This window comes from Paenibacillus sp. RU5M, assembly GCF_900221055.1.
Taxonomy (GTDB): Bacteria; Bacillota; Bacilli; order Paenibacillales; family Paenibacillaceae; genus Paenibacillus; species Paenibacillus marchantiae.
On the sequence record NZ_OBQM01000001.1, the window covers coordinates 420,357 to 447,092 of the forward strand.

At 47.2% G+C, this 26,736-nt stretch carries 31 protein-coding genes; 30 read left to right on the top strand and 1 reads right to left on the bottom strand.

The window, feature by feature from the left end; genetic code table 11:
* Positions 1–3 precede the first annotated feature (3 nt).
* From aroH to CRO25_RS02175, 22 genes are all read left to right on the top strand, one after another.
* On the top strand, positions 4–381 hold the full coding sequence (gene aroH, locus CRO25_RS02075) for a chorismate mutase (RefSeq protein WP_063566773.1): 378 nt from the start codon (positions 4–6) through the stop codon (positions 379–381).
* Positions 382–409: 28 nt separating this feature from the next.
* A complete protein-coding gene (locus CRO25_RS32980; RefSeq protein ID WP_143806502.1) occupies positions 410–592 on the top strand; it encodes a hypothetical protein in 183 nt (60 codons plus the stop codon).
* A gap of 487 nt (positions 593–1,079) precedes the next feature.
* Complete coding sequence (gene trpE, locus CRO25_RS02080) at positions 1,080–2,651, top strand: anthranilate synthase component I (RefSeq protein ID WP_079694046.1); 1,572 nt, start codon at positions 1,080–1,082, stop codon at positions 2,649–2,651.
* Positions 2,652–2,737: 86 nt separating this feature from the next.
* A complete protein-coding gene (gene trpD / locus CRO25_RS02085) occupies positions 2,738–3,760 on the top strand; it encodes an anthranilate phosphoribosyltransferase (protein ID WP_372828750.1) in 1,023 nt (340 codons plus the stop codon).
* Positions 3,750–4,541: an indole-3-glycerol phosphate synthase TrpC gene (trpC, locus tag CRO25_RS02090; protein ID WP_063566775.1), complete on the top strand. Its 792-nt coding sequence runs from the start codon at positions 3,750–3,752 to the stop codon at positions 4,539–4,541. Before trpD ends, trpC begins: the two co-directional genes overlap by 11 nt.
* Positions 4,538–5,275: a phosphoribosylanthranilate isomerase gene (locus CRO25_RS02095; protein WP_072733417.1), complete on the top strand. Its 738-nt coding sequence runs from the start codon at positions 4,538–4,540 to the stop codon at positions 5,273–5,275. Before trpC ends, CRO25_RS02095 begins: the two co-directional genes overlap by 4 nt.
* Positions 5,272–6,471 carry a tryptophan synthase subunit beta gene (trpB, locus tag CRO25_RS02100; protein WP_079694045.1) on the top strand — a complete coding sequence of 400 codons (1,200 nt, stop codon included), beginning with the start codon at positions 5,272–5,274 and terminating at the stop codon, positions 6,469–6,471. The genes CRO25_RS02095 and trpB overlap by 4 nt, the downstream gene beginning before the upstream one ends.
* Positions 6,468–7,274: a tryptophan synthase subunit alpha gene (gene trpA / locus CRO25_RS02105; protein ID WP_063566777.1), complete on the top strand. Its 807-nt coding sequence runs from the start codon at positions 6,468–6,470 to the stop codon at positions 7,272–7,274. The genes trpB and trpA overlap by 4 nt, the downstream gene beginning before the upstream one ends.
* Positions 7,275–7,360: 86 nt before the next feature.
* Entirely contained in the window at positions 7,361–8,461 is a 1,101-nt protein-coding gene (gene hisC / locus CRO25_RS02110) for a histidinol-phosphate transaminase (protein ID WP_079694044.1), read from the top strand.
* Positions 8,462–8,488: 27 nt separating this feature from the next.
* Positions 8,489–9,583 (top strand): prephenate dehydrogenase, encoded by a 1,095-nt coding sequence (locus tag CRO25_RS02115; RefSeq protein WP_063566779.1) that lies wholly within the window; start codon positions 8,489–8,491, stop codon positions 9,581–9,583.
* A 663-nt stretch (positions 9,584–10,246) separates the two neighbouring features.
* Positions 10,247–10,840, top strand: a complete 594-nt coding sequence (locus CRO25_RS02120) for an RNA polymerase sigma factor (protein ID WP_053780698.1) — start codon at positions 10,247–10,249, stop codon at positions 10,838–10,840.
* Positions 10,837–11,472: an anti-sigma factor gene (locus tag CRO25_RS02125; RefSeq protein ID WP_063566780.1), complete on the top strand. Its 636-nt coding sequence runs from the start codon at positions 10,837–10,839 to the stop codon at positions 11,470–11,472. Before CRO25_RS02120 ends, CRO25_RS02125 begins: the two co-directional genes overlap by 4 nt.
* A 40-nt stretch (positions 11,473–11,512) precedes the next feature.
* Complete coding sequence (locus tag CRO25_RS02130) at positions 11,513–12,112, top strand: histidine phosphatase family protein (protein ID WP_079694043.1); 600 nt, start codon at positions 11,513–11,515, stop codon at positions 12,110–12,112.
* Positions 12,113–12,347: 235 nt separating this feature from the next.
* The gene (locus CRO25_RS02135; RefSeq protein WP_079694042.1) at positions 12,348–13,466 is read left to right on the top strand and encodes a hypothetical protein; all 1,119 of its coding nucleotides are present in this window, start codon (positions 12,348–12,350) and stop codon (positions 13,464–13,466) included.
* 44 nt (positions 13,467–13,510) lie between these two features.
* On the top strand, positions 13,511–14,017 hold the full coding sequence (locus CRO25_RS02140) for a gamma carbonic anhydrase family protein (RefSeq protein WP_063566783.1): 507 nt from the start codon (positions 13,511–13,513) through the stop codon (positions 14,015–14,017).
* A 23-nt stretch (positions 14,018–14,040) separates the two neighbouring features.
* On the top strand, positions 14,041–14,220 hold the full coding sequence (locus tag CRO25_RS02145; protein ID WP_063566784.1) for an IDEAL domain-containing protein: 180 nt from the start codon (positions 14,041–14,043) through the stop codon (positions 14,218–14,220).
* Between the two features lie 164 nt (positions 14,221–14,384).
* Positions 14,385–14,807, top strand: a complete 423-nt coding sequence (locus CRO25_RS02150; RefSeq protein WP_063566785.1) for a DUF2487 family protein — start codon at positions 14,385–14,387, stop codon at positions 14,805–14,807.
* 193 nt (positions 14,808–15,000) lie between these two features.
* Positions 15,001–15,543: a ubiquinol-cytochrome c reductase iron-sulfur subunit gene (locus CRO25_RS02155; protein WP_063566786.1), complete on the top strand. Its 543-nt coding sequence runs from the start codon at positions 15,001–15,003 to the stop codon at positions 15,541–15,543.
* A 15-nt stretch (positions 15,544–15,558) separates the two neighbouring features.
* Positions 15,559–16,230 (top strand): menaquinol-cytochrome c reductase cytochrome b subunit, encoded by a 672-nt coding sequence (gene qcrB, locus CRO25_RS02160; protein ID WP_017687726.1) that lies wholly within the window; start codon positions 15,559–15,561, stop codon positions 16,228–16,230.
* Between the two features lie 21 nt (positions 16,231–16,251).
* On the top strand, positions 16,252–17,133 hold the full coding sequence (locus tag CRO25_RS02165) for a menaquinol-cytochrome c reductase cytochrome b/c subunit (protein ID WP_063566787.1): 882 nt from the start codon (positions 16,252–16,254) through the stop codon (positions 17,131–17,133).
* Between the two features lie 113 nt (positions 17,134–17,246).
* Entirely contained in the window at positions 17,247–17,873 is a 627-nt protein-coding gene (locus CRO25_RS02170; protein ID WP_079694290.1) for a DUF1405 domain-containing protein, read from the top strand.
* 66 nt (positions 17,874–17,939) lie between these two features.
* A complete protein-coding gene (locus CRO25_RS02175) occupies positions 17,940–18,809 on the top strand; it encodes a sporulation protein YpjB (protein ID WP_179132078.1) in 870 nt (289 codons plus the stop codon).
* Between the two features lie 106 nt (positions 18,810–18,915).
* On the opposite strand, the gene CRO25_RS02180 is transcribed toward CRO25_RS02175, so the two are convergent.
* The gene (locus CRO25_RS02180; protein ID WP_063566789.1) at positions 18,916–19,785 is read right to left on the bottom strand and encodes a YitT family protein; all 870 of its coding nucleotides are present in this window, start codon (positions 19,783–19,785) and stop codon (positions 18,916–18,918) included.
* Positions 19,786–19,958: 173 nt separating this feature from the next.
* Between CRO25_RS02180 and CRO25_RS02185 the strand changes: the two genes are divergently transcribed.
* The 8 genes from CRO25_RS02185 (at position 19,959) to CRO25_RS02220 (ending at position 26,501) form a co-directional block, all read left to right on the top strand.
* Positions 19,959–20,288, top strand: a complete 330-nt coding sequence (locus tag CRO25_RS02185) for a nucleotide pyrophosphohydrolase (protein ID WP_024630636.1) — start codon at positions 19,959–19,961, stop codon at positions 20,286–20,288.
* A gap of 52 nt (positions 20,289–20,340) precedes the next feature.
* Complete coding sequence (locus tag CRO25_RS02190; RefSeq protein WP_256863565.1) at positions 20,341–20,865, top strand: tetratricopeptide repeat protein; 525 nt, start codon at positions 20,341–20,343, stop codon at positions 20,863–20,865.
* An 81-nt stretch (positions 20,866–20,946) separates the two neighbouring features.
* Positions 20,947–21,750, top strand: coding sequence for a 4-hydroxy-tetrahydrodipicolinate reductase (gene dapB / locus CRO25_RS02195; protein ID WP_053780709.1), 804 nt, complete (start codon positions 20,947–20,949; stop codon positions 21,748–21,750).
* 11 nt (positions 21,751–21,761) lie between these two features.
* The gene (gene mgsA / locus CRO25_RS02200; protein ID WP_024630633.1) at positions 21,762–22,202 is read left to right on the top strand and encodes a methylglyoxal synthase; all 441 of its coding nucleotides are present in this window, start codon (positions 21,762–21,764) and stop codon (positions 22,200–22,202) included.
* Complete coding sequence (bshB1, locus tag CRO25_RS02205; RefSeq protein ID WP_063566791.1) at positions 22,199–22,900, top strand: bacillithiol biosynthesis deacetylase BshB1; 702 nt, start codon at positions 22,199–22,201, stop codon at positions 22,898–22,900. The genes mgsA and bshB1 overlap by 4 nt, the downstream gene beginning before the upstream one ends.
* Positions 22,901–22,996: 96 nt before the next feature.
* Positions 22,997–24,157 carry an N-acetyl-alpha-D-glucosaminyl L-malate synthase BshA gene (bshA, locus tag CRO25_RS02210; RefSeq protein WP_064636876.1) on the top strand — a complete coding sequence of 387 codons (1,161 nt, stop codon included), beginning with the start codon at positions 22,997–22,999 and terminating at the stop codon, positions 24,155–24,157.
* Between the two features lie 111 nt (positions 24,158–24,268).
* Complete coding sequence (locus tag CRO25_RS02215) at positions 24,269–25,537, top strand: CCA tRNA nucleotidyltransferase (protein ID WP_079694288.1); 1,269 nt, start codon at positions 24,269–24,271, stop codon at positions 25,535–25,537.
* Positions 25,524–26,501 carry a biotin--[acetyl-CoA-carboxylase] ligase gene (locus CRO25_RS02220; RefSeq protein WP_079694040.1) on the top strand — a complete coding sequence of 326 codons (978 nt, stop codon included), beginning with the start codon at positions 25,524–25,526 and terminating at the stop codon, positions 26,499–26,501. The genes CRO25_RS02215 and CRO25_RS02220 overlap by 14 nt, the downstream gene beginning before the upstream one ends.
* Positions 26,502–26,736: the final 235 nt, after the last annotated feature.

Consider the following 26,736-nt stretch of genomic DNA (forward strand, 5'->3'; position numbering starts at 1 on the left):
GCGATGGTTACTCGGGGAATTCGCGGGGCTACTACGGTCACGCATAATAACGAAGAACATATTTTGAAAGAAACGGCTGTACTTTTGCAGGAAATCGTGGATCGTAACGAGATCCAACCCGAAGATATTTGCAGTGTCTGGATTACGATGACTGGAGATCTGGATGCAGCTTTCCCAGCAAAGGCAATTCGCCAGTTGGATGGCTGGGAGCTTGTACCTTTGATGTGTGCATTAGAAGTTCCGGTTGCAGGCGCCTTGCCACAGTGCATCCGTTTTATGGTACATGTTAACACTGCAAAAGGTCAGAATGAAATCAACCATGTGTATCTTAACGGTGCACAGTCTCTGCGTCCCGATTTGGCGGCACCTTCCAATTCGTAAGATTAGAGTGGTTGTCAAATCATTCTGAATGATGTATAGTGAGAACCAGTTGAGTAGAGTAGAGATTGAGCTGAGAGCAGCTGAGATGAGTGGAGTATATAGCAGAGTCCAGCGGGTGGTAACCGGAGCAACAGAAGCCGGTCAACTGATTCGCGGTACGTCGAGCTACGGAATTATTAGAAACAGGATGAAGGAATGCAAACGTGTCTAGCGACATCGTTTTGTTTAGGTATAACACGACCGATATCTTCTTGCATTTCATGAAAGAATGAGTGCTATGGGTGAGAATTAGTGTATGCCGGTACATTTCCTTGTATTTGATGGATTGATATTACATCCATACAACAGCCTGTGTGATAATTCGGTAAGGATGCATGTATAGGGACTTGTTATTTATGAAGCACCAACCTGTTGAAACAGCTTATAACCAAACCTCTACCTGATGGTAGAGGTTTTTTTGTTGTATATTGAATTGTTTCTTCTACCCATATAGGTTCAACTAAACTTTTTACACTAAAACGGAGAGGACAGAAATAACCTGAAGAAGCGGAGCGTTCGCCTTTATCACCGGATTTTCCCTTAAGAAAGGGAATCAAAAAATCTGGGGATAACAGCGATCGGAAGGTTGTTCTGTCATCGGAGTGCTCAGTGTAAACCTCTTTAGTTGAACTTATATAAATCTGAAAGGACGTGATCTGATGTTAACGCCAAACGTTAATCAAGTACTGAAAATGTCGAATGAATATAATCTGATTCCGGTAGTCAAACGGATTCTGGCAGACATGGAGACCCCGATTCGGATTTTCCGCCGTTATGCTGACAACGACCGGGCATTTCTGCTGGAAAGTGTGGAGGGTGGAATTCAATGGGCGAGATATTCCTTCATCGGTACAGATCCGTTCCTGATGATCTCCGCCAAAAAAGGCCGGATCGTGGTAGAAGAAGCGGGCCAGATTCGAGAACTGCCAGGCAAACCGATTGAAGAGCTCAAAGCGCTGCTGCGTAAGTATCGCAGTCCGAAAGATGATGAACTTCCGCCATTTACAGGCGGGGCCATCGGTTTCTTTGGATACGATCTGCTGCAATATTATGAGAAGCTACCGGCCCACGCGCTGGATGATCTGAAAATGGATGATATTCGCTTCATGTTCTGCGACCAGATTATCGTGTTTGACCATGTGAAGCAGCAGATGCTGCTTGTGGGCAATGTGCACGTGAAGGACGGTGCAACGGATGATGATATCCGTCAAGCTTATACTTTAACTTCTGAGAAGCTGGAACAGGCGGCTGAACGCTTGCAGCAGCAAGGACCAGGGGAGAACTTGAACCCGCGTTCCATCCCAGGAGACGTGGAACTGGGGGATATTCGATCCAATCTCACGAAGGAACAGTTTATCGGGAATGTAGAGCAGGCCAAAGAGTACATTCGGGCAGGAGATATTTTTCAAGTGGTATTATCCCAACGTTTCCACATTGATACCGAAGTATCTCCGCTGCATGTATACCGCGTGCTTCGAACGTTGAATCCATCACCTTACATGTATTATCTGAAGATGGACGATGAAATTATTGTGGGGACTTCACCGGAAGCGTTGGTAAAAGTGGATGGAAACCGCGTAGAAACACGGCCGATTGCGGGTACTCGTCCAAGAGGAGCTACGGAATCAGAAGATCGTGCATTGGCGGCAGATCTGCTGCAGGACGAGAAGGAACGTGCGGAACATCTGATGCTTGTTGATCTGGGACGTAATGATCTGGGACGTGTGTCTAACTTCGGAAGTGTGAAATGTGACATGTTCATGGAAATTGAACGATATTCCCACGTCATGCACATGGTGTCCAACGTTACAGGTGAGCTTAGAGAAGACAAGGATTTCTTTGATGCATTTCTTTCGTGTTTGCCGGCGGGTACGGTATCCGGTGCGCCGAAGCTACGTGCGATGGAGATTATCGCGGAACTGGAAAAAGAAGCACGGGGTGCTTATGCAGGTGCTATCGGTTATCTTGGTTTCTCGGGCAACATGGACTCCTGTATTACAATCCGAACGATTATTTTCAAAAAGGGAAAAGCTTATGTGCAGGCTGGAGCCGGAATCGTATGGGATTCGGTGCCTGAGAATGAATATGAAGAAACAGTAAATAAAGCCAAAGCGTTACTTAAGGCGATTCGTACAGCAGAAGCGATGTTTCCTGCCAAAGAGAAGGATCACACATTGAAACTTGCCAACGCCGATTATTTTGTTACCCCAGCCACGGCTGCACAAAACTGAGAGAGGAGAGACCGGAAATGAATATGAACCCAGTCATGAATGAAGAATCAGAGCGATTTGTAACTAAAGTTAGTCATGCGGAAGGAATGAAGAATGGCCTTGCCAAAATTTTGGAGGGCTGCCATCTGGAGCAGGCGGAAGCGCGCGACTTGATGTACTCCATCATGAGAGGTGAGGCCACTCCGGCTCAAATCGGAGGTTTGCTTATGGGCTTGCGGATGAAGGGGGAAACGGTGGATGAAATCACGGGGTTTGCCGAAGCCATGCGTGGACAGGGCGGACGGATCCTGACCGACGGCAATGGACTGCTGGACACCTGTGGAACAGGTGGTTCAGGTATTCATAAGTTCAACATTTCAACAGCATCGGCGATCATTGCTTCAGCAGTCTCTGTCCGGGTGGCGAAGCATGGAAATCGCTCTGCCTCAGGCAAGGCGGGCAGTGCGGATGTACTTGAAGCATTGGGCGTGAATATTCATCTGGACGGAGAGCAGGCGAGACAATGTCTCGATGAGATCGGAATCTGTTTTTGTTTTGCTCAGGTGTACCACCCTTCTATGAAACATGCTGCTGCGCCAAGAAAAGAGCTGGGTGTGCGTACGATCTTTAACATGCTCGGACCTCTAACCAATCCTGCGGGAGCGGATCGACAATTGCTTGGTTTATATGACCGCAGCCGGACACCGATGATCGCTGAAGTGCTGAATCGTCTGGGGCTGAAAAGAGCTTTGGTTGTAGCGAGTCATGATGGACTGGATGAAATCAGCATCTCCGCACCTACCCAGGTATCCGAGCTGCGTAATGGTGAAGTGCATACGTATGACATTGATCCACGTGATATGGGATTATCGTTACATCCGCTGGAATCGGTTCTTGGAGGAGATGCGGCTCAGAACGCCGAAATTATTAAAAGGATCTTCCAGGGAGAACGGAGCGCATACCGCGATGTCGTTCTGTTGAATGCCGGGGCGTGCATCTATGTATCCGGTCTAGCAAATACCATTGCAGAAGGTGTGTTGATGGCGACAGACGCTGTAGACTCCGGCAAGGCTGCCGGGAAGCTGGAACAGTTAATTCATACAACGGAGGCGTACAGTCATGTATCTTGATCGAATCGTAGCAACCAAACATAAAGAAGTTGAAGTTCTGGCACAAACATTTCAGATGGACGATGCGCTGAAAAAGATAGAGGCATTACCCAATACTCGTGGATTCGAACGTGCTCTATCAGAGAGACGTAACCGTAAACTGGGTCTCATTGCCGAAGTGAAGAAGGCTTCTCCGTCCAAAGGACTGATTCGTCCTGATTTTCATCCAGTAGAAATTGCTTCCGCATACGAACGGGCTGGAGCGGATTGTATATCCGTATTGACCGACGTTTCTTATTTCCAGGGAAATAGCGAATACTTGCAGGCCATTCATGAAGCTGTGAACATACCGCTACTGCGCAAAGATTTTATTATAGATGAACGACAGATTGCCGAGGCAAGGCTGCTTGGCGCGGATGCCGTTTTGCTGATTGCGAGTATTCTGACACCCGAACAGATGCGTCAATATCTGACGTTTGCCAAAAGTCTGGGCCTGGATGCATTAATTGAAGTCCATGATCGTGCTGAACTGGAGCAAGTACTCGATATACCGCAGGCAACACTTGTGGGCATCAACAACCGCAATCTGAAAACGTTCGAAACCAGTCTCAACACCACGTTGGATTTGATGAACTTGATTCCGGATGGTGTCACATTAATCAGTGAAAGTGGAATTGACGGCCCTCAGCCACTGGAATCTCTTATTGAGGCAGGTGTGCATGGTATCCTTGTTGGGGAGCATCTGATGCGTAAGGACGATGTTGAGGCAGCGGTATATGAACTGATGGGACCAAAAGCATGAATGCATTCAATCATGACGGCACAAACAGCAGAGACGTGGATCTGCGAACCCGGCCGGCAGCGGCTGTAAAAATATGTGGACTTCAGGACGTTGAAGTGCTAAAATCGATGATAAACTTGCCTGTGGATTACGTTGGTGTTGTTTTTGCCCCATCCCGTCGCCGTATTACGCCTGAACAGGGTGCCGAGCTAAGAACGGTTCTCTTGGACTGGACGATGTTTGATCGGCCGAAGCTGGCGGGTGTTTTCGTGAATCCTACGCTCGAAGAACTGGAAAGCATCATGCAGATTTCAGGCCTGGATGTCATTCAGCTGCATGGACAGGAATCGCCGGAATTTTGTGAACAGGTGAAGCAGCACTTCGGTACCGAAGTGTTCAAGGCTTTCTCTTTTCCCAAGGATGAAACAGGTTCATTAGCTGACGATACTGCCTTATTGGCACTTGATCCATATAAAAATGTGGTGGACGCCATATTGCTCGATACGTTTGACCCGCTCTATGGAGGGGGCTCCGGTAAAACCTTTGCCTGGGAACGAATTCCTTTCTACGCCGAGTGGGCAAGAAAACATGGAATCGCGTTGTTCGTGGCAGGAGGTTTACAGCCGGATAATGTGCAACAACTGATACAGACATATGCACCGGACGGCGTCGATGTATCCAGCGGCGTAGAGTCCGAAGGTGTGAAGGATATTGCGAAAATTACAGCATTTGTAGAAAGGGTGAAGCAGGCATGACACATCAATTGCCGGATCAACACGGGCGTTTCGGTCCCTTCGGAGGCCGCTTTGTACCTGAGACACTAATGAACGCTCTGATCGAACTGGAGGAAGCGTATAGCCACTTCTCTGAAGACGAGGAATTCAACAAGGAACTGAATTACCTGTTAAGCGAGTATTCTGGCCGGGAAACACCTTTATACCATGCAGAGCAATTATCCCGCCGCTTGGGTGGACCTAAAATTTATCTGAAACGTGAAGACCTGAACCATACGGGAGCGCACAAGATCAATAACGCTATTGGACAGGGATTGCTGGCTAAACGGATGGGAAAAAAGAAAGTCATCGCCGAAACAGGTGCAGGACAGCATGGCGTTGCCACCGCAACAGTTGCTGCATTGCTGGGGCTTGAATGTAAAGTGTTTATGGGTGAAGAAGATACGCAACGGCAACAGTTGAACGTATTTCGGATGAAGCTGCTTGGGGCGGAAGTCATTCCGGTGACATCTGGCACGCGCACATTGAAAGATGCAGGAAACGAGGCGCTCCGCTACTGGGTTAGTAATGTGGAAGATACCTTCTACGTGCTTGGATCGGTAGTCGGTCCTCATCCGTATCCAATGATGGTACGTAACTTCCAGCGAGTGATCGGTGATGAGACACGGCGCCAGATTCAGGAGATTGAAGGACGGTTGCCAGATGTAATTGTTGCAGCTGTAGGCGGCGGAAGTAATGCAATCGGTATGTTCTATCCGTTTATTGGCGATCAGGATGTGAAGCTTGTTGGAGTTGAAGCAGCAGGTAAAGGGGTGGACACCGAGTTCCATGCGGCTACGATGAGCAAAGGGACACACGGTGTATTCCAGGGTTCGATGAGTTATTTACTGCAAGATGAATATGGACAGGTTCGGCCAGCCCATTCCATTTCAGCGGGACTTGATTATCCGGGTGTTGGTCCCGAGCATTCCTATCTCAAAGATATTAAACGTGCAAAATATGTTCCGATTACGGACCAGGAGGCATTGGATGCCTTGCAGTTGCTGAGCCGAACAGAAGGCATTATTCCCGCTTTGGAGTCAGCCCATGCTGTTGCGCAGGTTGTCAAGCTTGCGCCTGAACTCAGCGCTGATGATATCGTTGTGATCTGTCTTTCCGGTCGTGGTGACAAAGACGTTGAATCCATTATGAAATACACAGGAGGGGACTTGGCATGAACCTGATGGACCAGACCTTCCAACAATTGAAAGAACAGAACCGGACAGCACTTATTCCATTCCTTACGGTTGGAGATCCAGATGTGGACACCACGGTGGAAATCATTAAGGAATTGGAACAGGCGGGGGCAGACATTTTGGAACTCGGTGTTCCCTATTCTGATCCGCTCGCAGATGGACCGGTAATCCAGCGAGCTTCCGAGCGTGCATTGAAAAGTCAGATCACGATTCGGACTTGTATGGAGACAGCAGCCAGAGCGCGTGCGGAGGGTGTGAAAATGCCTTTTGTCCTGTTCACCTACTATAATCCAGTATTACAGACGGGATTGGATGTATTTTTTGACGAGTTGGTCAAACATGAGATCAGCGGCATGATCATTCCGGATCTTCCGATTGAGGAAGCCGAGGATATGCGACGCCGTGCAGATGCTGCAGGTGTGCATTTGGTTCCGCTCGTAGCCCCTACGTCCAACGCGAGGATCGAGCGTATTGTCACGGGAGCACGTGGTTTCATCTATTGTGTCTCTTCTCTGGGTGTCACGGGAGAGAGAGCTTCCTTTTTCGATGGGGTAGAGAGCTTCATTGAAACTGTAAAGAGCCTGACAGATATTCCTGTCGCTGTTGGCTTCGGCATTTCCAGTCACGAGCAGGTAGCTCGTTTCTCCCGCATCTGTGATGGTGTTGTTGTTGGTAGTGCTATCGTTCGTCAGGTGGAAGAAGCTATACCTCTTCTTGGAAACCCGGATACGCGTCAGGCGGGACTGTTGCAAATTCGCAACTTTGTGGCACAATTAAAAGGATAGGGATTAAATGATGTTACATCCCCGGGGCATGCTCAGCACAGGCTGAGGCATGTCCATAACTATTTCAATAACAGGAGGCGGTCGGGTTGAAACCGAAGTCCCAGATTGTCAATCTGCCTGTATATAAACCGGGCAAACCGATTGAAGAAGTGAAACGTGAACTGGGTTTGGAGCAAGTGATCAAGCTGGCCTCCAACGAAAATCCATATGGAAGTTCGCCTGCTGCGCTTGAAGCGATCACCAGAGAGCTGGTCAATGTAAGCATATATCCGGATGGCAGTTCCACGGAACTGACTGAAGTGCTGGCGAAGCATCTGGGGGTAGAACGGGATAATCTGATCTTTGGTTGTGGATCGGATGAAATCATTGCGTTGATCACTCGTGCATTCTTCCTCCCGGGAGACGAGAACATCATGGCTGACCAGACGTTCTCTGTATACAAAAGTAACGCTGACATCGAGGGTGCTGTCAGCATTGAAGTGCCACTTAAAGATGGAACTCATGACCTGACTTCCATGCTGGGACAAATCAATGATAAGACCAAAGCAGTTTGGGTATGTAACCCCAATAATCCAACGGGTACAATTATCTCTGAGCAGGAATTGACGGCATTTATGGATCGTGTACCTTCTCACGTCATGGTTGTGCTGGATGAAGCCTATTATGAATTCGTAACGGATGAGGCGTATCCACAAAGTGTCTCTATGATTGAGCGTTATCCTAACTTGGTCATTTTGCGGACATTCTCCAAAATCTACGGCCTGGCTTCATTGCGTATTGGATACGGTATTGCACGCCCGGAAGTGATCGATCTGATCAACCGCGTGCGTGAGCCGTTTAATACTTCACGATTCGGTCAGGCTGCGGCGAAAGCTGCACTTGAGGATCAGGCTTTTGTCCAAGAATGTGCGGAGCGTAATGCAGTAGAACGAGCGTATTTGCAAAATGAGTTCACACGGCTAGAACTGCCGTTTTTCCCTTCGCAGGGTAACTTCATCATGGTTGATCTGGACATGCCTTCTGCAACGGCATTTCAGTCGCTATTGAAACAAGGCATTATTGTTCGTCCTGGATTCCATGTATATCCAACATACATTCGTGTGTCCGTAGGAACATCAGAACAGAACCGTGCGTTTGTCACGGCACTGGAGAACACGCTGGCTGAGAAGGCGGTAGCACGCCCTTAAATCTGGCGATGAAAAGAGTGAGGACCCATGAAACTAAAAATTGCAATGATCGGTGTAGGGCTCATCGGCGGTTCATTGGCGCTTTGCTTCAAAGGCAAGCCTGGTGTAACGGTGATGGGCTATGCCCACCTGCCTGAACTGAAGGACAAGTACATAGCGAGTGGTGTAGTGGATGATGCTACGCTCTCTCTGGAGGAAGCGGTACAGGATGCCGACTTTATTTTTTTGTGCGTACCTGTTGGGCTGCTCGAATCCTATTTTGGACAATTGGCCAAGCTTCCCTTGAAAAAGGGATGTATTATTACGGATGTAGGAAGCACAAAGGCGTCCATCGCAGCCTGTGCTGAGCATGTCCGCATGAGTGACGCATACTTTATCGGCGGGCATCCGATGGCCGGATCTGAGCGTGCAGGTGTAGATGCAGCCTCGGCAGTATTATTCGAGAATGCATACTATGTCTTGACCCCTTCAGAATATGTACCTGAGGAAGCTTATGACAGGTTATCTGATCTTCTTGCGTATACACGTGCCCAGATTGTACGTGTAGAGCCGCTGCTGCACGATGACATTGTGGGGGCGATTAGTCACTTGCCACATGTTATTGCAGTTGCGCTGGTGAACCAGGTGCGCGAATATAATGAATCGAACCCTTTGTATAAAATGCTAGCTGCAGGCGGTTTCCGGGATATTACTCGGATTGCCTCCAGTGATGCCATTGTATGGAGAGATATTTTGCTGAGCAACCGTGAGGTGCTGTTGGGCTTGCTGAAGGACTGGAACGGCCAGATGACGGCTTTCACCGAAATGCTGGAGCAACAAAATGGTGAGGGCATTGAGGAGGCGTTTCGTCAGGCACGCGAGTTCCGCAGTGTGCTGCCAGAACGACGGAAAGGTATGATCTCGTCGTTGTTTGATCTGTATACGGATGTACAGGATGCACCGGGGATGATCGGCAAGATTGCCACCGAGCTTGGGGCGAATGATATTAACTTAAGCAACATGGAGATTATTGAGAACCGGGTCGATGTACCGGGCATTATGCGTTTGTCATTCCGGCAAGAAGAAGAGATGGAACGGGCCAAAACGTTGCTGGATTCCCTAGGGTATCAAGTGTGGATTTAGGTTTTTAGAAGGGGGCGAAAGCCCTCTTTCTTTGTGTTGAAAACTAACTGTTACAGGACATGTTCTAAAAAAGGACAAAAAAAAGACCGCTTACATAAGCGGCCATTGCTCACGTGGAGCAATACAGTTATTGGATAGGAGTGGAGAGAAACCATACTGTACTTTTATTATATGTATCCGTTTTCATTTTGTCAACACTTTGAGTAAAATTGTTTGAATTAATTATAACATTCGTAAATTAAGGAAATATAATCCTTGCATCAAAGTGGAATAGATCTTCATTAGGAACTGAAATTTTGAATTAATTCTTTATTCACACAAACTTTTTGAGGCCTTCGTTCGTCCAATATAAGAGTGGCTTCACAAAAGGGATCAAATTGAAGTCATGGACGAGAAAATGGCCGCATAATAATGACTGGTCGGGCTTCAATGGAAGCCATGGATTTGCCAGGACGATGCAGACCGTTGTACAATAAATACTGTTAATGTAGAAACGTTGGGGAAATTGCCATTACATAGGGGAATTTGGCGGGAAGGCCTGTTTTGGCGCTGAACGCTGTTTTATGCGGTGAAAACCGCAACTTTTTTGTGCCTGTTCGGTAATACATGGATAGAGTCGAACGGGGAGAAGCACATGGATGGGCGAGGAGGGGTCGCACTCAAATGACGGATTCCCAGTTGATTCGAGAGATCAAGGAAGGTAACCTGGAGTTATATTCCGAGCTGATGAGTCGTTATCAGCGTAAAATACTGGCTTTCGTATATCATATGTTGAAAAGTTCTAATATGGAGCTGCTTGCGGAAGATCTCTGTTCTGAGACTTTCTATAAGGCGTTCCGCAGTCTGCACTCATTCCGAGAGGTGGATGCCTCATTCTCAACCTGGTTATATACCATTGCGAGAAATACGGTACTGAGTGAGCTTCGCAAACAGCGTAGTGGGAGTGTTCCACTTGAAGAGAGCGGTATTGTACCTGTTGCTCCTTCTGAGAATGCGCCAGAGCATGCTGTATTGCGCAGTGAGCGGGTGATGCTGGTTAGGGATGCAATTAACAATTTACCGGAGAAGCAGCGTTCTGCCATTATACTCCGAGAGTATGATCAACTAGATTACCAGGAGATTGCAAATATTCTTGGGCAGAGCGTCAGTTCTGTAAAATCGTTATTGTTCAGAGCAAGGTCAAGCGTAAAAACTCAATTGGAACCTTATTTCTTCGAACCGGTCTACGAGCCATATGAAGGGATGAAGAACAGATGAATTGCAATGAAGCCCAGGAACTGTTTGCACTGGTCTGGGACTTGCCGGAAGCTCATCCTCAGCGAATTGCATTTCATGCTCATCTCGCTGGTTGTGAAGATTGCTCGCAGCAATTTGAGGTGTGGGAAGAAGCTCAAATTCTGATGCACAGCATACCGGTCCCAGTGACAGAACAACAAGCAGAGAAAGTGAACCGTAATGTTATGGACCGGATCTATGCGGAGTCTCCATGGCTACTGCCGGAAGAGGCAAAGGTTAATCGTTTCTCTGCTGTAATCCGCAAGCATATGTCTTTGTGGATTGCTGCGTTCCTGGCAATTTTTTTATGCAGCTTTCTGTACATGGCGATGTTTAAGCCAGACGTATCAGAAGCTGAGCAGACCAACGTGGTCTCTACGGGCATTTTGGAGACAGGAGTAGCGGGCAGTGAGCCTTCTTCCTCCGGATTGTACAAGTACAACATGACGGGAGCGGACAGAGGTAGTATTATTGAGCCCTTCGTTGTGAGCATGGGCCCAGCGTATCCTCAGTACTGGATGGCGTTGTCGCTGCTTGCAATAGGTATGGCTCTGTTCTCTCTTGGACGGATGCATCGTACAACGAACAAACGCAAACAAGGTGCACGTGCTTAGGTAAAGCTTTCGTTCACCGTATAGAGAAATGAGGGATGAGATGCGGATCGGGCTTATTCGTCACGGTCTAACCGACTGGAATGCGGCAGGACGTATTCAGGGACAGACAGACATACCTCTGAATGCAGAAGGTCGTGAGCAAGCTGAGCGTCTGGGTAGACGTTTGCTTACCGAAGAGTATCGCTGGGACCACATCATTACGAGCGGGCTGTCCAGGGCTCAGGAGACGGGAGAGATTATCTCCGGGCTATTGAATGTTCCTTTGCTGGAGCCAGATGCACGCTTGAAGGAGCGTGCCTTTGGTCAAATTGAAGGTCTGACATCCGAAGAACGTGTTGCTCGCTGGGGCGCTTCCTGGGAGACGCTTGATTTGGGACAGGAACAGATTTCTGATATTCAGACACGTGCACTGGGCTTTCTGGAGGATTTATGGGAGGCTCATCAGGACCAAAATGTGCTGATTGTCTCCCATGGCGCTTTTTTAGCCAATCTGCTATCAGCTTTGTATAAAGACCGCTATACGGAACGAATTGGAAACCTGTCGCTTACGATCCTGGAGAAGGAACGTGAAGATTGGAGTCCACTGCTTTATAACTGTACAAGACACCTTTCATTGGATCTGGCAAAACAACCTGAGTAATTAACTCAGGTTGTTTTTTTGCGTTATAGCAATGTATAACTGTCATTCTATATGATTTTGAACCTCTCATTCATCTTCTGAGCAGGCAACTTCGGGCATAGTATGGTTAAAACATAAAAGATTTGCAAAAAAGAGGTTTAGATCATAGGAATTCCGTCAACGATATTTACAAAACCAAACTACTCCAGGCCCCGAATCAACAGCCAAAAGTAGTCAAGGGCGAGGCGATGGACCCATGAATCTAGCGGATATGCTTACTTTTGCCGATATCGGCCAGCTTAATCGAATAGCAGACTATTACCAGTGCGAGTGTAAGCCCAATTCCAAACATGAACTCATCCAGAGTATTCTCACTACATTGGGCAGCAGACCTTTTTTTGAGCAGCAGGTTCGTGAACTAAACCAGGTAGATCTGCGATTTTTGAACAACTTGCTGTTTGATGCCCGTCAATACTACGGTATGGAGGAACTTGTCGCCATTGCTCGTCAATCGATGGATAAAAAAGATAGCGAGGCTGGAGCCAGTCCACGTGATCTTATCGTACGCTTCACGAAGAGTGGATGGTTGTTCAATGGCACAACTCAACAGACCAGGTATCTGTATCAGGTACCCCAGGATTTGCAATTGAGATTTCGGGATGTGTTATCCACTCACCTGAAAGCCGGCATTGCACAGACGAGCGAGCCTCCCGTTTACCGGGATGAATACCATCTACTCGCAGATGATCTGAAACTGTTTCTACAATTTGTCCAGCAGCATGAAATAGCACTAAACGCAGAAGGCATGATGTATCGTCGTTCTCAGCAGCAGATCATGGAGCATTTGCATGTAAGTGAGGCGCTGGTGGGTAAGGCTGGATGGAGATTCGGTTACGGTCGTTCGTTCAAAGACTACCCCGACCGATTTGCGTTCATCTATGACTACGCTTTTCATCATCGTCTGGTCCGAGAGGAGCAGGGCTCGCTGAAATTGTCACCTTCCGGTGAAGACAAGCTGGGGGCAGAGAAAACAGCTGAGATGATACAGCTATTTCGGTTTTGGTTAAGACTTTATAAAGGTGCTATTCCCAATCTGTCCTCCATTGTGTACTGGACAGGGGAATGTGCAGCTAGCTGGTCCACAGCAGAGTCTTTGTTCCGACAGATTGGTCCCTACATTCAGCCGTTCTATTATGACACTGCAGAGACGATTTATGACAACAGGATACTCAAAATGATGCTGCACCTAGGCATGCTTCGCATTGGAGAGCATGCAGATGGGCGAACAGTACAAATGACAGCATGGGGTTCACGTCTTGCATCATCCTGTCGCTCGCTATCCGGGGATATTACCCCCGTTATGTTTGACAAGTGAAGGACAAGTTGCTAAAATCACTCCCAAATTAAGGAGTGATACTTATGATAATTCCATACAAAGGTATGCAACCACAGTTACACCCTTCGGTATATATGGCTGAAGGCGCCAAACTAATAGGTGATCTGACAATGGGTGAAGAATCTACGATCTGGTTCAATGCTGTGCTGCGCGCCGATCTGGCACCCATTGTGATTGGACGGCGCTGTAATATACAGGATAATGCTGTTGGACACGTCAACACGGATCAACCTTTGATTTTGGACGACGATGTATCGGTAGGGCATTCTGCGATTATCCATGGATGTCGTATCGGAACAGGTTCGCTGATTGGTATGGGCGCTATCCTTCTCAATGGAGCCGAAATTGGTGAATATACGCTGATCGGGGCCGGTTCTGTTGTTACTGAAAATACTAAAATTCCGCCCTATACCCTTGCTTTGGGCACACCAGCCAAAGTGATACGTGAGTTGACTGATGCAGATCTTGAGCGGATGTCGAGAACTACACTAGGTTATGTTGCCAAAGGAAAGGAGTATAGGAGCTCTTAAATCCGTTTTGGAGGTGCATCCTATTGGATAAAATGAAAGTTACGTATGAAGTCATGTTGGGGCTGGCTGCTGAGATGGTGTGGGACGACGCGCTTCGTAAACAGCGCAGCGAGAAGCTGTATATGGAAATCGATAATGCATTGGCTACCGGAGACGAAGTAGCTTTCCGGAATCTGACGGATGAACTGAAGGCCATAAACTGATGAGCATGTAAAAATAAATATATAACACAGGAAATGCGTGAAACACGCATTTCTTTTTTGCGTTCACGACCATTCCTACACGGAAAAAGTATGAATCTCTGGATTTATAATATAAGCTCATATATAATATGGGAATAAAATGGATAGAGAGGGGAATTAGGGAATTGAAATTCAGTGAGATGACTCAAGACAGCTGGGCGGAACTGCAACTCTATCTGGATACATGCCTTATTCCATATACAGCCCTAACGGGCAAGCAGTCTCCGGTTGAAGCAACTGAGGCGTTGGAGCGGCTTAGAGATTTTTTGGATCTGGTGGAGATTCCGTTTAAAGGGCGTATCATGACTTACCCTGCATTCCATTATGCGTGTCCGGATATGTCAATGGCATTAAATACCTTATCCGAACAACTCAAATCTTCCGGTTTCAAATATGTGGTTATAATGTCATCTGATGGTGTGATGGAACAGACCCAAATTACTTCTGCAGATTTGGTATTAAGTCGTTCTGTTTTAATTCAAGAGGTTGGAGAAGAAGGGATTTCGCGTTTTGTCGGGGAAAAAATCCGTGAGTTATGGAAAAGATGATCTACCTATGACAAATGTGACAATTTACCAACACTTTTTTAATAACGCTTACAAATGAACCTTAAAAATGTGTGACAAATTCTTGACGGTGTTCTAGGGCTACTATATGATTATGTATGTTCTAGTAAGTCGTGGAATTTCTGATAATGAAAACGATTAAGAGAGTTGGCTGAAAAAGGGGGTTGGAGACAGTATGAGCAGTGAGCATGACCAGCACGAAGCTTCGATGAAATTGCCAAGCCGCATGGAAATGTCACGCAGGCAGTTTTTGACGTACACGCTTGGTGGAGCTACAGCCTACATGGCCGCCGGTGCAATACTTCCCATGGTCCGTTTTGCGGTGGACCCGATTTTGCAGCACAAGGGAGAAGGCACCTCTGTCAAAGTAGCGGAAATCAGCAAAATTACGAATGAACCTCAAGAATTTACGTTTGAAGTGAAACAGCAAGACGGTTGGTATTTGAGCAATGCTTCGTTAATCGCCTGGATCAGGAAAGATGAACAGGGCAAAATCTATGCGCTTTCACCCATTTGTAAACATTTGGGATGTACCGTAGGTTGGAACAGTGATAAGCAGTATCCCGACGAATATCATTGTCCGTGCCATGGTGCGCATTATACCAAAGAAGGCAAGAATCTTGCCGTAGCCCCGAAGCCGCTGGATGAGTATGTGGTTAAGGAAGATCAGGGTTGGGTTTATCTGGGCGACATTGTTCCGAACACCCGAGTCAAATAGGAGGCGTGAACGCAGATGTTTAAAAATGTCTATGACTGGATTGACGAGCGTCTCGATATCACGCCAATTTGGAGGGACGTTGCGGATCATGAAGTTCCAGAGCACGTAAACCCGGCTCATCACTTTTCCGCATTCGTGTACTGCTTTGGTGGATTGACGTTCTTTATCACTGTTATTCAAATTTTGTCAGGGATGTTCCTGACCATGTATTATGTGCCTGATATTATTAATGCTTACGCCAGTGTCGAGTATTTGCAGACCAAAGTAGCCTTCGGCCAAATTGTACGCGGGATGCACCATTGGGGAGCCAGTTTGGTTATCGTTATGATGTTCTTACATACGATGCGTGTATTCTTTACCGGCTCTTACAAAGCACCACGTGAGATGAACTGGGTTGTCGGCATGCTGATCTTTTTTGTCATGCTGGGTCTCGGGCTTACCGGGTACCTGTTACCATGGGATAACAAAGCTTACTTTGCAACCAAGGTTACTCTGGAGATTGCGAACACGGTTCCTTGGCTGGGGCCGATCATTAAGGAATTCCTGCAAGGCGGAACTATTGTAGGTGCGCAGACGTTAACACGGTTCTTTGCCCTGCACGTCTTCTTCCTTCCGGCTGTGCTTCTGGTGCTTCTGGTCGGTCACTTTATTATGATCCGCAGACAGGGCATTTCGGGACCACTATAATCTGAGAAGGGAGGAATCGACATGGCTCACGGACACAAGTCAGATGACCAGGAAAAGATTATCTTCGTCGGGGACTCACGCGTCCGTAAAGGCGCGGGGTTTATAACTCCACCGGATTACACGGCGTATCCCGGCAAATCAGAGGCTTTTATTCCTAACTTCTTGCTGAAGGAATGGATGGTTGGTGTCGTTGTACTGGTTGGTATTCTGGTATTAACGATTTCAGAACCTGCACCACTGGGCTACCCGGCCAATCCAAGTGCATCGGTTATCCCGATGCCGGACTGGTACTTCCTTTTTCTGTATCAGTATTTGAAATACCCATATGCCTCAGGTGATTATGTCCTGCTCGGGGTACTTGGAGTCAGCGGAGTTGCTTTCGGCGCTTTGTTACTGGCCCCTTTTCTGGATACAGGCAAGGAGCGGCGTTTCTACAAACGTCCGATTGCATCATCACTTATGATTCTATCGGTGATGGCCGTTTTCTACCTGACCAATGTTGCATGGACACACTACTCGCATGAGTTGGAAGCAAGCGGCCAGAAGCCGGAACATATTCAGCGTGAAGAAGAAGCGCGTGAGAAACACGCGCAGGGTCTGCCTACCTCCAATGCGGCAGGTCAAAAAGAAGAAGTGGCGATCGTTGAGAAGGATGACCCTGCAATGGAAACCTTCAAAAAGGCCGGATGTATCGGATGTCATGCGGCTGATATGAAGGGAGCAGGAGGACCTTCGCTTCGGGGTGTGGGCGACAAACACAGCCAGGAAGAAATCCTGACGATTATCAAAGAAGGATATAACAGTATGCCTGCTCAGTACGACAACGCCATTGCTCAAGGGCTGACAGATGATGACATCAATCACCTGGCAGAATGGCTTGCGAAACAGAAGGCAGAACAGTAAAATCGAAATAAGCAATGAAACCTGATCGTTTATGCGGTCAGGTTTTTTTGAGGCGTTTTTCGCAAAACCTATCTTTGGAACGCAGAACACATATGATGGAAGGGGCAGAGCCTGTGGCTTTATCGTATTTTTGGAGCCGGGAATTTCTAACGAACCGTTATTTCCTGTGGCTTCTTTTTTGGTGTAACGCATTAGGAACAGTATATGGATACATATGGTACGGGGATCAATTGGAATATACGCTGGCACAGCAACCACTATGGCAAATTGTGTTTGTGCCGGACAGTCCGACGGCGAGTCTGTTTTTTACACTATCCTTGTTGTGGATTTTGTACAAGCCGAAATCGATGCTTCTGAATCGGATTGGACATATCATACAGGCGCTTGCTGTGGTTACTTCGGTAAAATACGGTGTTTGGGCAGTCTCCATCATTTTTGCAGGCTGGATGCAGGGGGGCGCACAGAACTGGCAGGATTGGATGTTAATTGCGTCGCATAGCGCCATGGCTATTGAGGCTCTGCTGTATGTGCGGTTCTTTGGGTTCCGTTGGGGTGCTCTAGTAATCGCTGCATTATGGACGCTGTTAAACGATACGATGGATTATACTTATGACATCTTCCCTTGGCTGCCCGCATCGCTGATGGACCATCTGGATGGTGTACGCAACTTCACCGTTGGACTGACGCTTGTGAGCATTCTCTGTGCATGGCTTGCATTGAGACAGGCCAAACGGACCTGATTTCCTAATGTAAGCTTGTTCTAAGGAACTCCGGCCCGCCATACATTGATAGTGGGAGGGATGTCCATGAAGAGAACGTTCAGGATCAAAACTGGATTTATGGTGGTGTCGTTCATGACTCTACTGTTCTGGACGAACTTGTCATACAGCGTATCAGCGGAAAGTATAGGTGCGAACGGAAATACAGATCAGCAAGTATTAGCCAAAAATTCAATTCAGCAATTAAATGAAGAAGCGGCCCTGCTGTATCGACATGCCTTGGAGAATGATATTGAAGAGGTTAGAGGCAGTATTTTGCGAATCAGTAAAGGTCTGGAGCATATATCCTTTGAGGGTCAGACGACAGTAGAAGGCATTCATGCCCTATCCGAGACCATTGTTGAAGTGAAAGAAGCTGCGGTCAGGGTGAAAAGTGATGATGCATCTCTGCAGCAGGCCTCTGCCAAACTTCGACTTGCGGCAGACAGTCTCGCGAACCCGGCCAAACCTTTATGGCTCCAGTATTATAAAATCGTAAAAAATGATATTGATGCGCTATCAACCGCGGCAGATCAACAGTTAAGTTCAGCAATAATAGCAAGCCGCTACGCCTTGCTGGAGGAGCATTACGAGACGATCCGGCCTGCGGCGATGATCCGCCGTGAACCTTACGAGATCGCCCAACTGGACGCCTGGTTGTCTCATACCAAGGGTCTGACTGCGGCCAAGCAGACTGACATCGCACAATTGAAGAGTATGGTAACCCACGGTGAAGAGTTGGTGAACCAGTTGTTTGGTCGGGAAAAGGACGAAAGTGCCTTCGTACCGTTTGTTCAGGGGCCCAATCGCAGGGCAGCCGGATTGCTCATTACTTCCATAATCATAGCAACGCTAAGTTATGCGGGTTATCGTAAATATCGGGCACAGCAACAAGGGATTTTTCCTTTTCGGCGTTAAGCCATTACTGTTATCACGATATGACAAAGACCTCTTTCTACAAGGCAGGCCATTCCGTGGCTCTTCTCTTGGGGAGAGAGGTTTTCTTTTTTGTAGAAGTAAAAGGTCAACTTTCCTTAAACCCTTCTCCATGTACATCATGCACATCGCTAATAATAACAAATGCTCTAGGATCAACCGAACGCACAATCGTCTGCAAACGTCGGAATTCCTGCCTGGAGATGACACAGTAAGCAACATGTTTGGCCTGCTTCGAATATGCACCAATGGCGGGAATGAGCGTTACACCGCGGTCCATATCACGGGTAATCAAATCTGCAATCTCAGGTGCATGGTCACTGATGATCATAAATGCGCGAGCCGAATAGGCTCCTTCCTGAATGAAGTCGATCACTTTAGAAGCGATAAACACAGCTACAAGGGTATACAGTATTTTTTCTTTGGGGATGTAGACGAGGGAGATACCAATAATGATGAAATCGATACCTAATAGTACACGTCCCATACTCCAGCCATATTTTCGATTAAGAATGCGGGCAATGATGTCAGAGCCACCTGTCGTTCCACCCCAGCGGAATACGATGCCAAGCCCTGCTCCCAATGTAACTCCAGCGTAAAGTGCTGCAAGTAAAAGATCATTCTGGGTATGCAGCGGTTCAATCCAACCAAGATGAATCATTTTTTCAAATAACCACAGGAACACCGTAAGTGCTCCTATACCCACGCCTGTATAGATCATCTGTCTGCCGCCCAAAATCTTAAGCCCCACCAGAAAGAGTGGAATATTAACAACCAAGGTTGTAAGCGAAGGAGAGATGTTGAACGCATAATTTAGCAGGACCGTAATCCCGGTTACGCCGCCTTCCATGAGCTGGTTGGGGATGATGAAGTACAGAAGTCCAAAGGCATATAATGCCGTACCCAATAGGATGGGGAGAATCAATTTGAATTGAACCCAGGTTTTGGAAGTGCTCATAAGTTCCCTCTCCATTTTACAAATTAGAATGAGAAAGCAATCATTCCCATCTTAGTATACCTGTTTATCGATTCTTTAAAAATGATTTGTCGTTTATGATGGTGGAAGTGAATCTAAATAACTGATATATTAGGAACAAATACGACACAATTTCAAAAGGAGAATCCGTTCTCATGGAGAAAAGCATTGCAGAAATGCAGCGTGAGGTTGATCTGTATATTTCCCAGTTCAAAGAAGGATACTTCAGCCCGCTGGCCATGCTCGCCCGTATGTCTGAAGAGGTGGGAGAGCTTGCAAGGGAAGTGAATCACGAGTTCGGTGAAAAACCGAAAAAATCTTCCGAAGCAGACAATTCCATTGAGCTTGAGCTCGGTGACATTTTATTTATCACGATTTGTTTTGCTAATTCTCTCGGGATCGACCTGGCAGAGGCGCACGACAAAGTCATGCATAAATTTAACACACGCGATGCAAATCGGTGGACGCCAAAAAACACCGATTAGGCGTAGATTACATATGCTGTACCATCACCTCAATGAGGGAGGGACAGCTTGGATGATGAAACCGGAAGAGTATATGCAGCATGCGTACCGCTGTATTTTGCAAAATGATTTTGAGCAGGCGATTCGTTGGTTCGAATCTGCCATTGATGCTCACCCGGAACATGCGGAGCTCTATTATCGTTGTTCCATTACACATGCCCGCAGTCACCACTTGGCTCCAGCGCTTGAATATGCGCGCAAGGCTGTAGAACTGTCACAGGGGATAGAGGAATATGTTTTGCATTTACAGACCCTGGAAGCCAAACAGATAAGCCTTCAGGCCAAGGTGTTGCTTGAGCAGGCAGGAGACGGAACGCATGAACGATATGTGCAGGCGGCCGATCTGCTGAAACAGGCAGTTAAACTTGACCCGTTATATGTGGAAGCGCATATCATGCTTGCTCTTGCTTACAGCGATCTGAATGAGTTCGACCTTGCAACCCGTTCCGTTCGTGACGCATTGTTGCTGGACCCGCAGAATGATCAACTGCATCTATTGTTACAGGAAATTAAGCAGCGTATGAAATCCATTCAATAAGATGCCATTTCATAACGGGATGGAAATCGTTTGAACTGGATTCAACCAAATGAACCAACATAGTGAGGAGATGCAGTCAAGATGAGTGAAGTAATAAGAGTTGCCGTAATCGGAGCGGCTGGCCGGATGGGCCGTGAAGTAGTGAAACTGGTGCTTCAAGATCCTGAACTGGAGCTCGCCGCAGCGGTCAACCGCTCCGGAGTAGGCACGGATGCCGGAACACTTGTCGGTCTACCCGAATGTGGGGTGCTTTTGACCGATGATATCGAGATGGCTTTTGCAGAGACTAAACCGCAGGTTATGGTGGACTTCACAGTCCCTCAATATGCCTTTGCCCATACAGAAATTGCCATTCGTCACGGAGTAAGACCTGTTATGGGTGTTACCGGCTTTACGCCGGAGCAGATCGAACAGCTGGACAAGCAGTGTCAGGACAAAGGCATTGGAGGGTTGATTGCCCCTAACTTCTCAATCGGTGCTATTCTGATGATGAGATTTGCCGCACAGGCTGCCAAACATATGCCGAATGTGGAGATCATCGAATATCACGGGGATCAGAAGCTTGATGCTCCTTCGGGTACAGCAATCAAAACAGCCGAGCTAATTGCAGCAAACCGTGAGGAACTTCGTCAGGGCAATCCGAATGAAGAAGAGACGATCGAAGGATCGCGTGGCGGATATTATAATGGATTCCGAATTCATAGCGTACGGTTGCCGGGAGTATTCGCCCAGCAGGAAGTGGTATTTGGAGACTTTGGCCAATCCCTCAAAATTCGTCATGACTCCTATGAACGTGCAGGTTATATGCCTGGTGTTAAGATTGGTGTACAGAAGGTTATGGAATATACAGGACTTATCTACGGATTTGATCACTTTATCGACTAAAGGAGATTGTCATGTTGAAAATTGCATTTATTGCCCATGATCGCAAAAAAGAAGAGATGGTTAACTTCGTGACAGCCTACGAAAATGTATTTACAGACCATCAACTGTACTCGACAGGTACAACAGGTCTTCGCATTATGGAAGGAACCTCTTTACAGATCCATCGGTTTGAATCCGGTCCACTGGGCGGGGATCAACAGATCGGAGCCTTGGTTGCACAAAATGAGATGGATCTGATTATTTTTCTGCGTGATCCATTGATGGCACAGCCTCATGAACCAGATATTAACGCTTTGCTGCGTTTGTGCGATGTACAGGGGATTCCGCTTGCTACGAATATTGCAACTGCAGAGATTCTCGTTAAAGCGCTCGATCGCGGTGATTTTGGCTGGAGAGAGCTTGTACATAAATACAAGCCTGAGGGTGGATTGAATTCGGGTGATGCTCAATGAGTTTGGACATTCTCATATTTGGTGCACACGCGGATGATGCAGAGATTGGGATGGCAGGAACGATTGCCAAACATACTGCAGCTGGACTGAAAGTAGGCGTGTGTGATCTGACCCGGGCGGAGATGTCTTCCAACGGGACGGTAGAGCGCAGAGCCGAGGAAGCGGAGCAAGCCTCCCGCGTCCTCGGTCTTTCGTGTCGAAGCAATCTCGGTTTGCCTGATCGGGGGCTGTATATTACTCCAGAACACATCGAGGCTGTGACTGCCGAGATACGGCGTCATGCCCCTCGAATCGTGTTTGCGCCATATTGGGAGGATCGTCACCCGGATCATGTGATGTGCAGCAAACTGGTGCAGGAGGCTGTCTTTAATGCCAAGCTTAGAAACTATATGCCGGACATGCCCGCAGTTCAGGTGAAAGAATTGTATTTTTACTTTATTAACGATATCGGACCAACGGATTTGATTGTGGATATTACGGAACACTATGAGCAGAAGGAAAATTCATTGCTCAGTTATCGATCTCAGTTCGAATTGGGAGAAGGCGCAGTTGCCACTCCATTGACTCAAGGATATATTGAACGTGTGAAAGCTCGGGATTCTTTGCTCGGACAGCGGAGCCTTATTCCATTTGCAGAAGGATTCGCTAGCATTACACCTTATGTAGTTCATCAATTTGGCCAAGCAGCCAAGTCATAAAACGATCGAACTTGCTCGTATAAATCATTTATCAATTGCATTTCCGTTGCATTACATCAACCTGCACACGCGGGAGATTAAAGGAGCGTCCACCGGATGGATCAAAAGCTAAAAATTGGTATTACCTGTTATCCGTCCCTCGGAGGGTCTGGCGTTGTCGCAACGGAGCTGGGCAAATTGCTTGCCGAACAGGGTCACCAGGTTCACTTTATTGCTAATAGTATCCCGTTTAGACTGGGTAAATTTCAGAAAAATATTTTTTATCATGAAGTTGAGGTCAACGATTACTACGTCTTCCGTTATCCACCGTATGACCTGTCATTGGCCACGAAAATGGCGCAAGTAGCCAAAGCACAGCAACTGGATCTGCTACATGTACATTATGCAGTTCCACATGCGGTGTGTGCCTTTTTGGCAAAACAAATGGTTGGTGAGGACTTAAAGGTGGTTACAACGTTACACGGAACAGATATTACTGTGCTGGCGCAGGATGAGTCGTTGAAGGATTTGATTCGACTTGCCATCAACGAGAGTGATGCGGTTACGGCCGTATCCCAGGATTTGATTCGTGAAACGGTTGAGTTGCTGGATATAAGACGTCCAATCGATCTGACCTATAACTTTATTGATAAAAGAATTTATTATCCACGTGATGCAGCAAGTCTGCGTAGAGACTTCGCAGCACCTCACGAAAAAATACTGATGCATATCTCCAACTTCCGTCCTGTGAAGAGAACACAGGATGTGGTAGAAGTGTTCCGTCAAGTACAGGAGCAAGTACCAGCCAAGCTGTTATTTGTTGGAGAAGGACCGGACTTGCCGAAGATTCAATGGAAGATTAATGAGCTTGGACTGAATGACAAGGTTCATTTCCTAGGTAAGCAGGATGATATTGCTCAAGTCATTTCGATGGCTGATGTGCTTATGCTGCCGTCTGAGAAGGAAAGCTTTGGACTGGTAGCACTCGAAGCCATGGCTTGTGGTGTACCTACTATTGGATCACAGGCAGGGGGTATTCCTGAACTGGTATTGCACGGCAAGACCGGATTTTTGTCTCCAATTGGCGACACGCAATCGATGGCGGAGAACACGATTCGTTTGTTGACTGACGACCGTTTGACAGCAGACTTCAGAGAGGCATGTTTGAGACGGGCCCATCATGATTTCTGTAATGATGCCATTCGGCATGAATATGAACAAATATACTACCGGGTGCTGGGACGTGAAGTTCCGAATCTGAAGCCGGTTTGTGGCTGATTGTCAGATAGGATTGTTCCATCTTGGAAATATATCTGTGTAAGCCACACCAAGCAACACGTAGTTATGGGGTGAGAGTAAGTGGTTCAATGGACACAGGTAGATCATGAAATGGCAAGACAAAGTGAACAGGTACTGCGAACATTAAATGAAACAGGGTACGAAGCTTATTGGGTCGGTGGTTGTGTGCGTGATGAACTGCTGGAACGTAGCGTGGATGATATGGATGTCACCACGTCCGCTTCTCCTGAGCAAGTCATGGAACTGTTCGCGGATTGTATTCCTACGGGCCTCCAGCATGGAACGGTTACTGTACGTTCAGGAGGTTTTTACTTTGAAGTTACAACTTTTCGCACTGAATCTGAATATAAGGATAATCGAAGACCCACTGCCGTTCAATTTGTGCAGGATGTCAAAGAAGATTTGCAGCGGCGTGACTTCACAATGAATGCTCTCGCTATGGATCGTGACGGTAATATCGTTGATCCTTTTGGTGGACAATCGGATATTCAGGATGGACGGGTCAGGTGTGTGGGATCGGCGGCAGAACGGTTTGGAGAAGATGCACTGCGGATGCTTCGCTGTGTTCGTTTTGCTTCAGTATTTGATTTCAAAATTGCCTACAACACCTGGAAGGGGTTAGTTCGACAAAAGGATCTGCTACAACATATCGCCATGGAAAGAGTACGTACCGAAATGGTGAAAATGATGGCAGGCCCCCATCCACTGCGCGGTCTGGAATTGCTGTTCCGCAGCCAGGCACTGGAGCATGTGAAGGCACCAATCTCCATGGAGCGATTCAATAAAGCCCTCATGTCCAATATGGAACAATTGAACCAAGAAAACGTTCTATTGCGCTGGTCCATGGTGCTGATTGCAGGCCATTATACCAGGGATGAAGCAGATGCTTTACTTCGAAAATGGACGTTTTCTAATGACGATCGTTCCCGCATTAATGGAGTTCTCCAGGTCGAACAGTTGATCCAGACTGTCGTACAAGAGCAGAAGGATGAAGAGACACTTCGATCAGAATGGATCGTAACTGTGCTGTCTGGAGGACGTCAGGCAACAGAGGACTGGCTCATCATTCAACAACTGCTACCAACTGGTTGGAGGGATCAAGAGGTTCTGCACGAAGAACAGATCGTATTAATACAATCACGAGGTGCAGCATGGAGTCAATCCATGAAGGTGCATGAACTGAAAGATCTGCATATTACGGGTGAGAACGTTTTGCAGTTACTTGGGCGCAAGGGCGGACCATGGCTGGGACAACTAATGAAGCATCTCTTAAGAGAGACTGCGATCGGAAATATAGCGAATCAGCATGACATGCTGACCAACGAAGTAAAGCGGGTGGCTGCAGATGACAAAGCATGAGGAACTGTTACATATGTTACTGAATGCCGAAGGAGAGTTTGTGTCTGGTGAAGAGATTAGTCGCAACCTTTCCATTAGCCGAACGGCCGTGTGGAAGCACGTAAACAAACTGCGTGACATGGGTTATGAGTTTGAGGCCGTATCTCGCAAAGGGTATCGCTTGATCACGAAACCGAACAGTATCGATGCCACAGCGCTTCAGCTGGCATTGGAAACGACGGTGTTTGGTCGGAAGGCAATCATTCTGAATTCCACGTTGTCCACCCAAGGTGATGTTCAGCACATGGCTGAACAGGGGCAGGGCGAAGGGGCAGTGGTGCTGGCAGAAGAACAAACAGGTGGACGAGGCCGCTTTGGACGTAAATGGTTCTCACCACCTGGACGAGGCATCTGGATGAGTGTTCTAATGCGTCCGGAGCTTGCCCTGCAAAATACACCACAGCTTACGTTATTAACGGGTGTGGCGGTGTGTCGTGCCATTCGATCATATACAGGTGCTGATGCTGGGATCAAATGGCCTAACGATCTTTTGATTGATGGTCGTAAAGTATGCGGAATTCTACTTGAATCAACCGTCGAAGACCACGAATTACGCTACTGTATCGCAGGCATAGGCGTGGATGTGAACTTCGATCCTAAGGATTATCCCGAGGATCTGATAACAATCGCAACTTCGCTTAAGATGGAGACTGGACAAACCATAGACCGAACCAAACTTGCAGCGGCCATTCTCTCGGAATTGGAGCGTTTGTATTTTTTGTATCAAAAGGAAGGGTTCGGTGTGATCTCTTCGCTCTGGGAAGCTTTGTCCGTATCCATGAATCGTGAAATTAAGGTGGCTAATCCGCAGGGTATCATCGAAGGTACTGCCATTGGCCTTGATCTTTCTGGTGCATTGATTTTGGAGAAGAAAAACGGTGAGCGAGTATCGGTTTACTCCGGTGAAGTTTCATTGGTAAATTAAACAATTTGTCGAATTTACACCGTAAAAATGAACATAAGACGTGAACTTTGGGCAGAACTTTGGTATACTGTGTTCGTGAGGCGATATCGGCTAATGCAGACCGAATTGCACTCCGGCAATAGTATGCTTTGTTCTGCTTCAAAATGTTGCAGTGACAAGGCAGGAATGGTAGTAAAGTGAGTTGTTGGATTCTGCTCTGAGCCGAAGAGGACCGAGACAGAAGGGACGATCGCAA

Excerpts from the sequence above, each read along its gene's own strand:
- bshB1 (WP_063566791.1), top strand. The coding sequence starts at position 22,199 with ATGAGTTTGGACATTCTCATATTTGGTGCACACGCGGATGATGCAGAG.
- CRO25_RS02130 (WP_079694043.1), top strand. The coding sequence starts at position 11,513 with ATGCGGATCGGGCTTATTCGTCACGGTCTAACCGACTGGAATGCGGCA.
- trpE (WP_079694046.1), top strand. The coding sequence starts at position 1,080 with ATGTTAACGCCAAACGTTAATCAAGTACTGAAAATGTCGAATGAATAT.
- aroH (WP_063566773.1), top strand. The coding sequence starts at position 4 with ATGGTTACTCGGGGAATTCGCGGGGCTACTACGGTCACGCATAATAAC.
- CRO25_RS02220 (WP_079694040.1), top strand. The coding sequence starts at position 25,524 with ATGACAAAGCATGAGGAACTGTTACATATGTTACTGAATGCCGAAGGA.
- CRO25_RS02120 (WP_053780698.1), top strand. The coding sequence starts at position 10,247 with ATGACGGATTCCCAGTTGATTCGAGAGATCAAGGAAGGTAACCTGGAG.
- trpA (WP_063566777.1), top strand. The coding sequence starts at position 6,468 with ATGAACCTGATGGACCAGACCTTCCAACAATTGAAAGAACAGAACCGG.
- trpD (WP_372828750.1), top strand. The coding sequence starts at position 2,738 with ATGAAGAATGGCCTTGCCAAAATTTTGGAGGGCTGCCATCTGGAGCAG.
- CRO25_RS02135 (WP_079694042.1), top strand. The coding sequence starts at position 12,348 with ATGAATCTAGCGGATATGCTTACTTTTGCCGATATCGGCCAGCTTAAT.
- CRO25_RS02175 (WP_179132078.1), top strand. The coding sequence starts at position 17,940 with ATGAAGAGAACGTTCAGGATCAAAACTGGATTTATGGTGGTGTCGTTC.
- CRO25_RS32980 (WP_143806502.1), top strand. The coding sequence starts at position 410 with ATGATGTATAGTGAGAACCAGTTGAGTAGAGTAGAGATTGAGCTGAGA.
- bshA (WP_064636876.1), top strand. The coding sequence starts at position 22,997 with ATGGATCAAAAGCTAAAAATTGGTATTACCTGTTATCCGTCCCTCGGA.
- CRO25_RS02115 (WP_063566779.1), top strand. The coding sequence starts at position 8,489 with ATGAAACTAAAAATTGCAATGATCGGTGTAGGGCTCATCGGCGGTTCA.
- CRO25_RS02165 (WP_063566787.1), top strand. The coding sequence starts at position 16,252 with ATGGCTCACGGACACAAGTCAGATGACCAGGAAAAGATTATCTTCGTC.
- CRO25_RS02190 (WP_256863565.1), top strand. The coding sequence starts at position 20,341 with ATGATGAAACCGGAAGAGTATATGCAGCATGCGTACCGCTGTATTTTG.
- CRO25_RS02155 (WP_063566786.1), top strand. The coding sequence starts at position 15,001 with ATGAGCAGTGAGCATGACCAGCACGAAGCTTCGATGAAATTGCCAAGC.
- mgsA (WP_024630633.1), top strand. The coding sequence starts at position 21,762 with ATGTTGAAAATTGCATTTATTGCCCATGATCGCAAAAAAGAAGAGATG.
- CRO25_RS02125 (WP_063566780.1), top strand. The coding sequence starts at position 10,837 with ATGAATTGCAATGAAGCCCAGGAACTGTTTGCACTGGTCTGGGACTTG.
- dapB (WP_053780709.1), top strand. The coding sequence starts at position 20,947 with ATGAGTGAAGTAATAAGAGTTGCCGTAATCGGAGCGGCTGGCCGGATG.
- trpB (WP_079694045.1), top strand. The coding sequence starts at position 5,272 with ATGACACATCAATTGCCGGATCAACACGGGCGTTTCGGTCCCTTCGGA.
- CRO25_RS02215 (WP_079694288.1), top strand. The coding sequence starts at position 24,269 with ATGGCAAGACAAAGTGAACAGGTACTGCGAACATTAAATGAAACAGGG.
- trpC (WP_063566775.1), top strand. The coding sequence starts at position 3,750 with ATGTATCTTGATCGAATCGTAGCAACCAAACATAAAGAAGTTGAAGTT.
- CRO25_RS02180 (WP_063566789.1), bottom strand. The coding sequence starts at position 19,785 with ATGAGCACTTCCAAAACCTGGGTTCAATTCAAATTGATTCTCCCCATC.
- CRO25_RS02185 (WP_024630636.1), top strand. The coding sequence starts at position 19,959 with ATGGAGAAAAGCATTGCAGAAATGCAGCGTGAGGTTGATCTGTATATT.
- CRO25_RS02140 (WP_063566783.1), top strand. The coding sequence starts at position 13,511 with ATGATAATTCCATACAAAGGTATGCAACCACAGTTACACCCTTCGGTA.
- qcrB (WP_017687726.1), top strand. The coding sequence starts at position 15,559 with ATGTTTAAAAATGTCTATGACTGGATTGACGAGCGTCTCGATATCACG.
- CRO25_RS02095 (WP_072733417.1), top strand. The coding sequence starts at position 4,538 with ATGAATGCATTCAATCATGACGGCACAAACAGCAGAGACGTGGATCTG.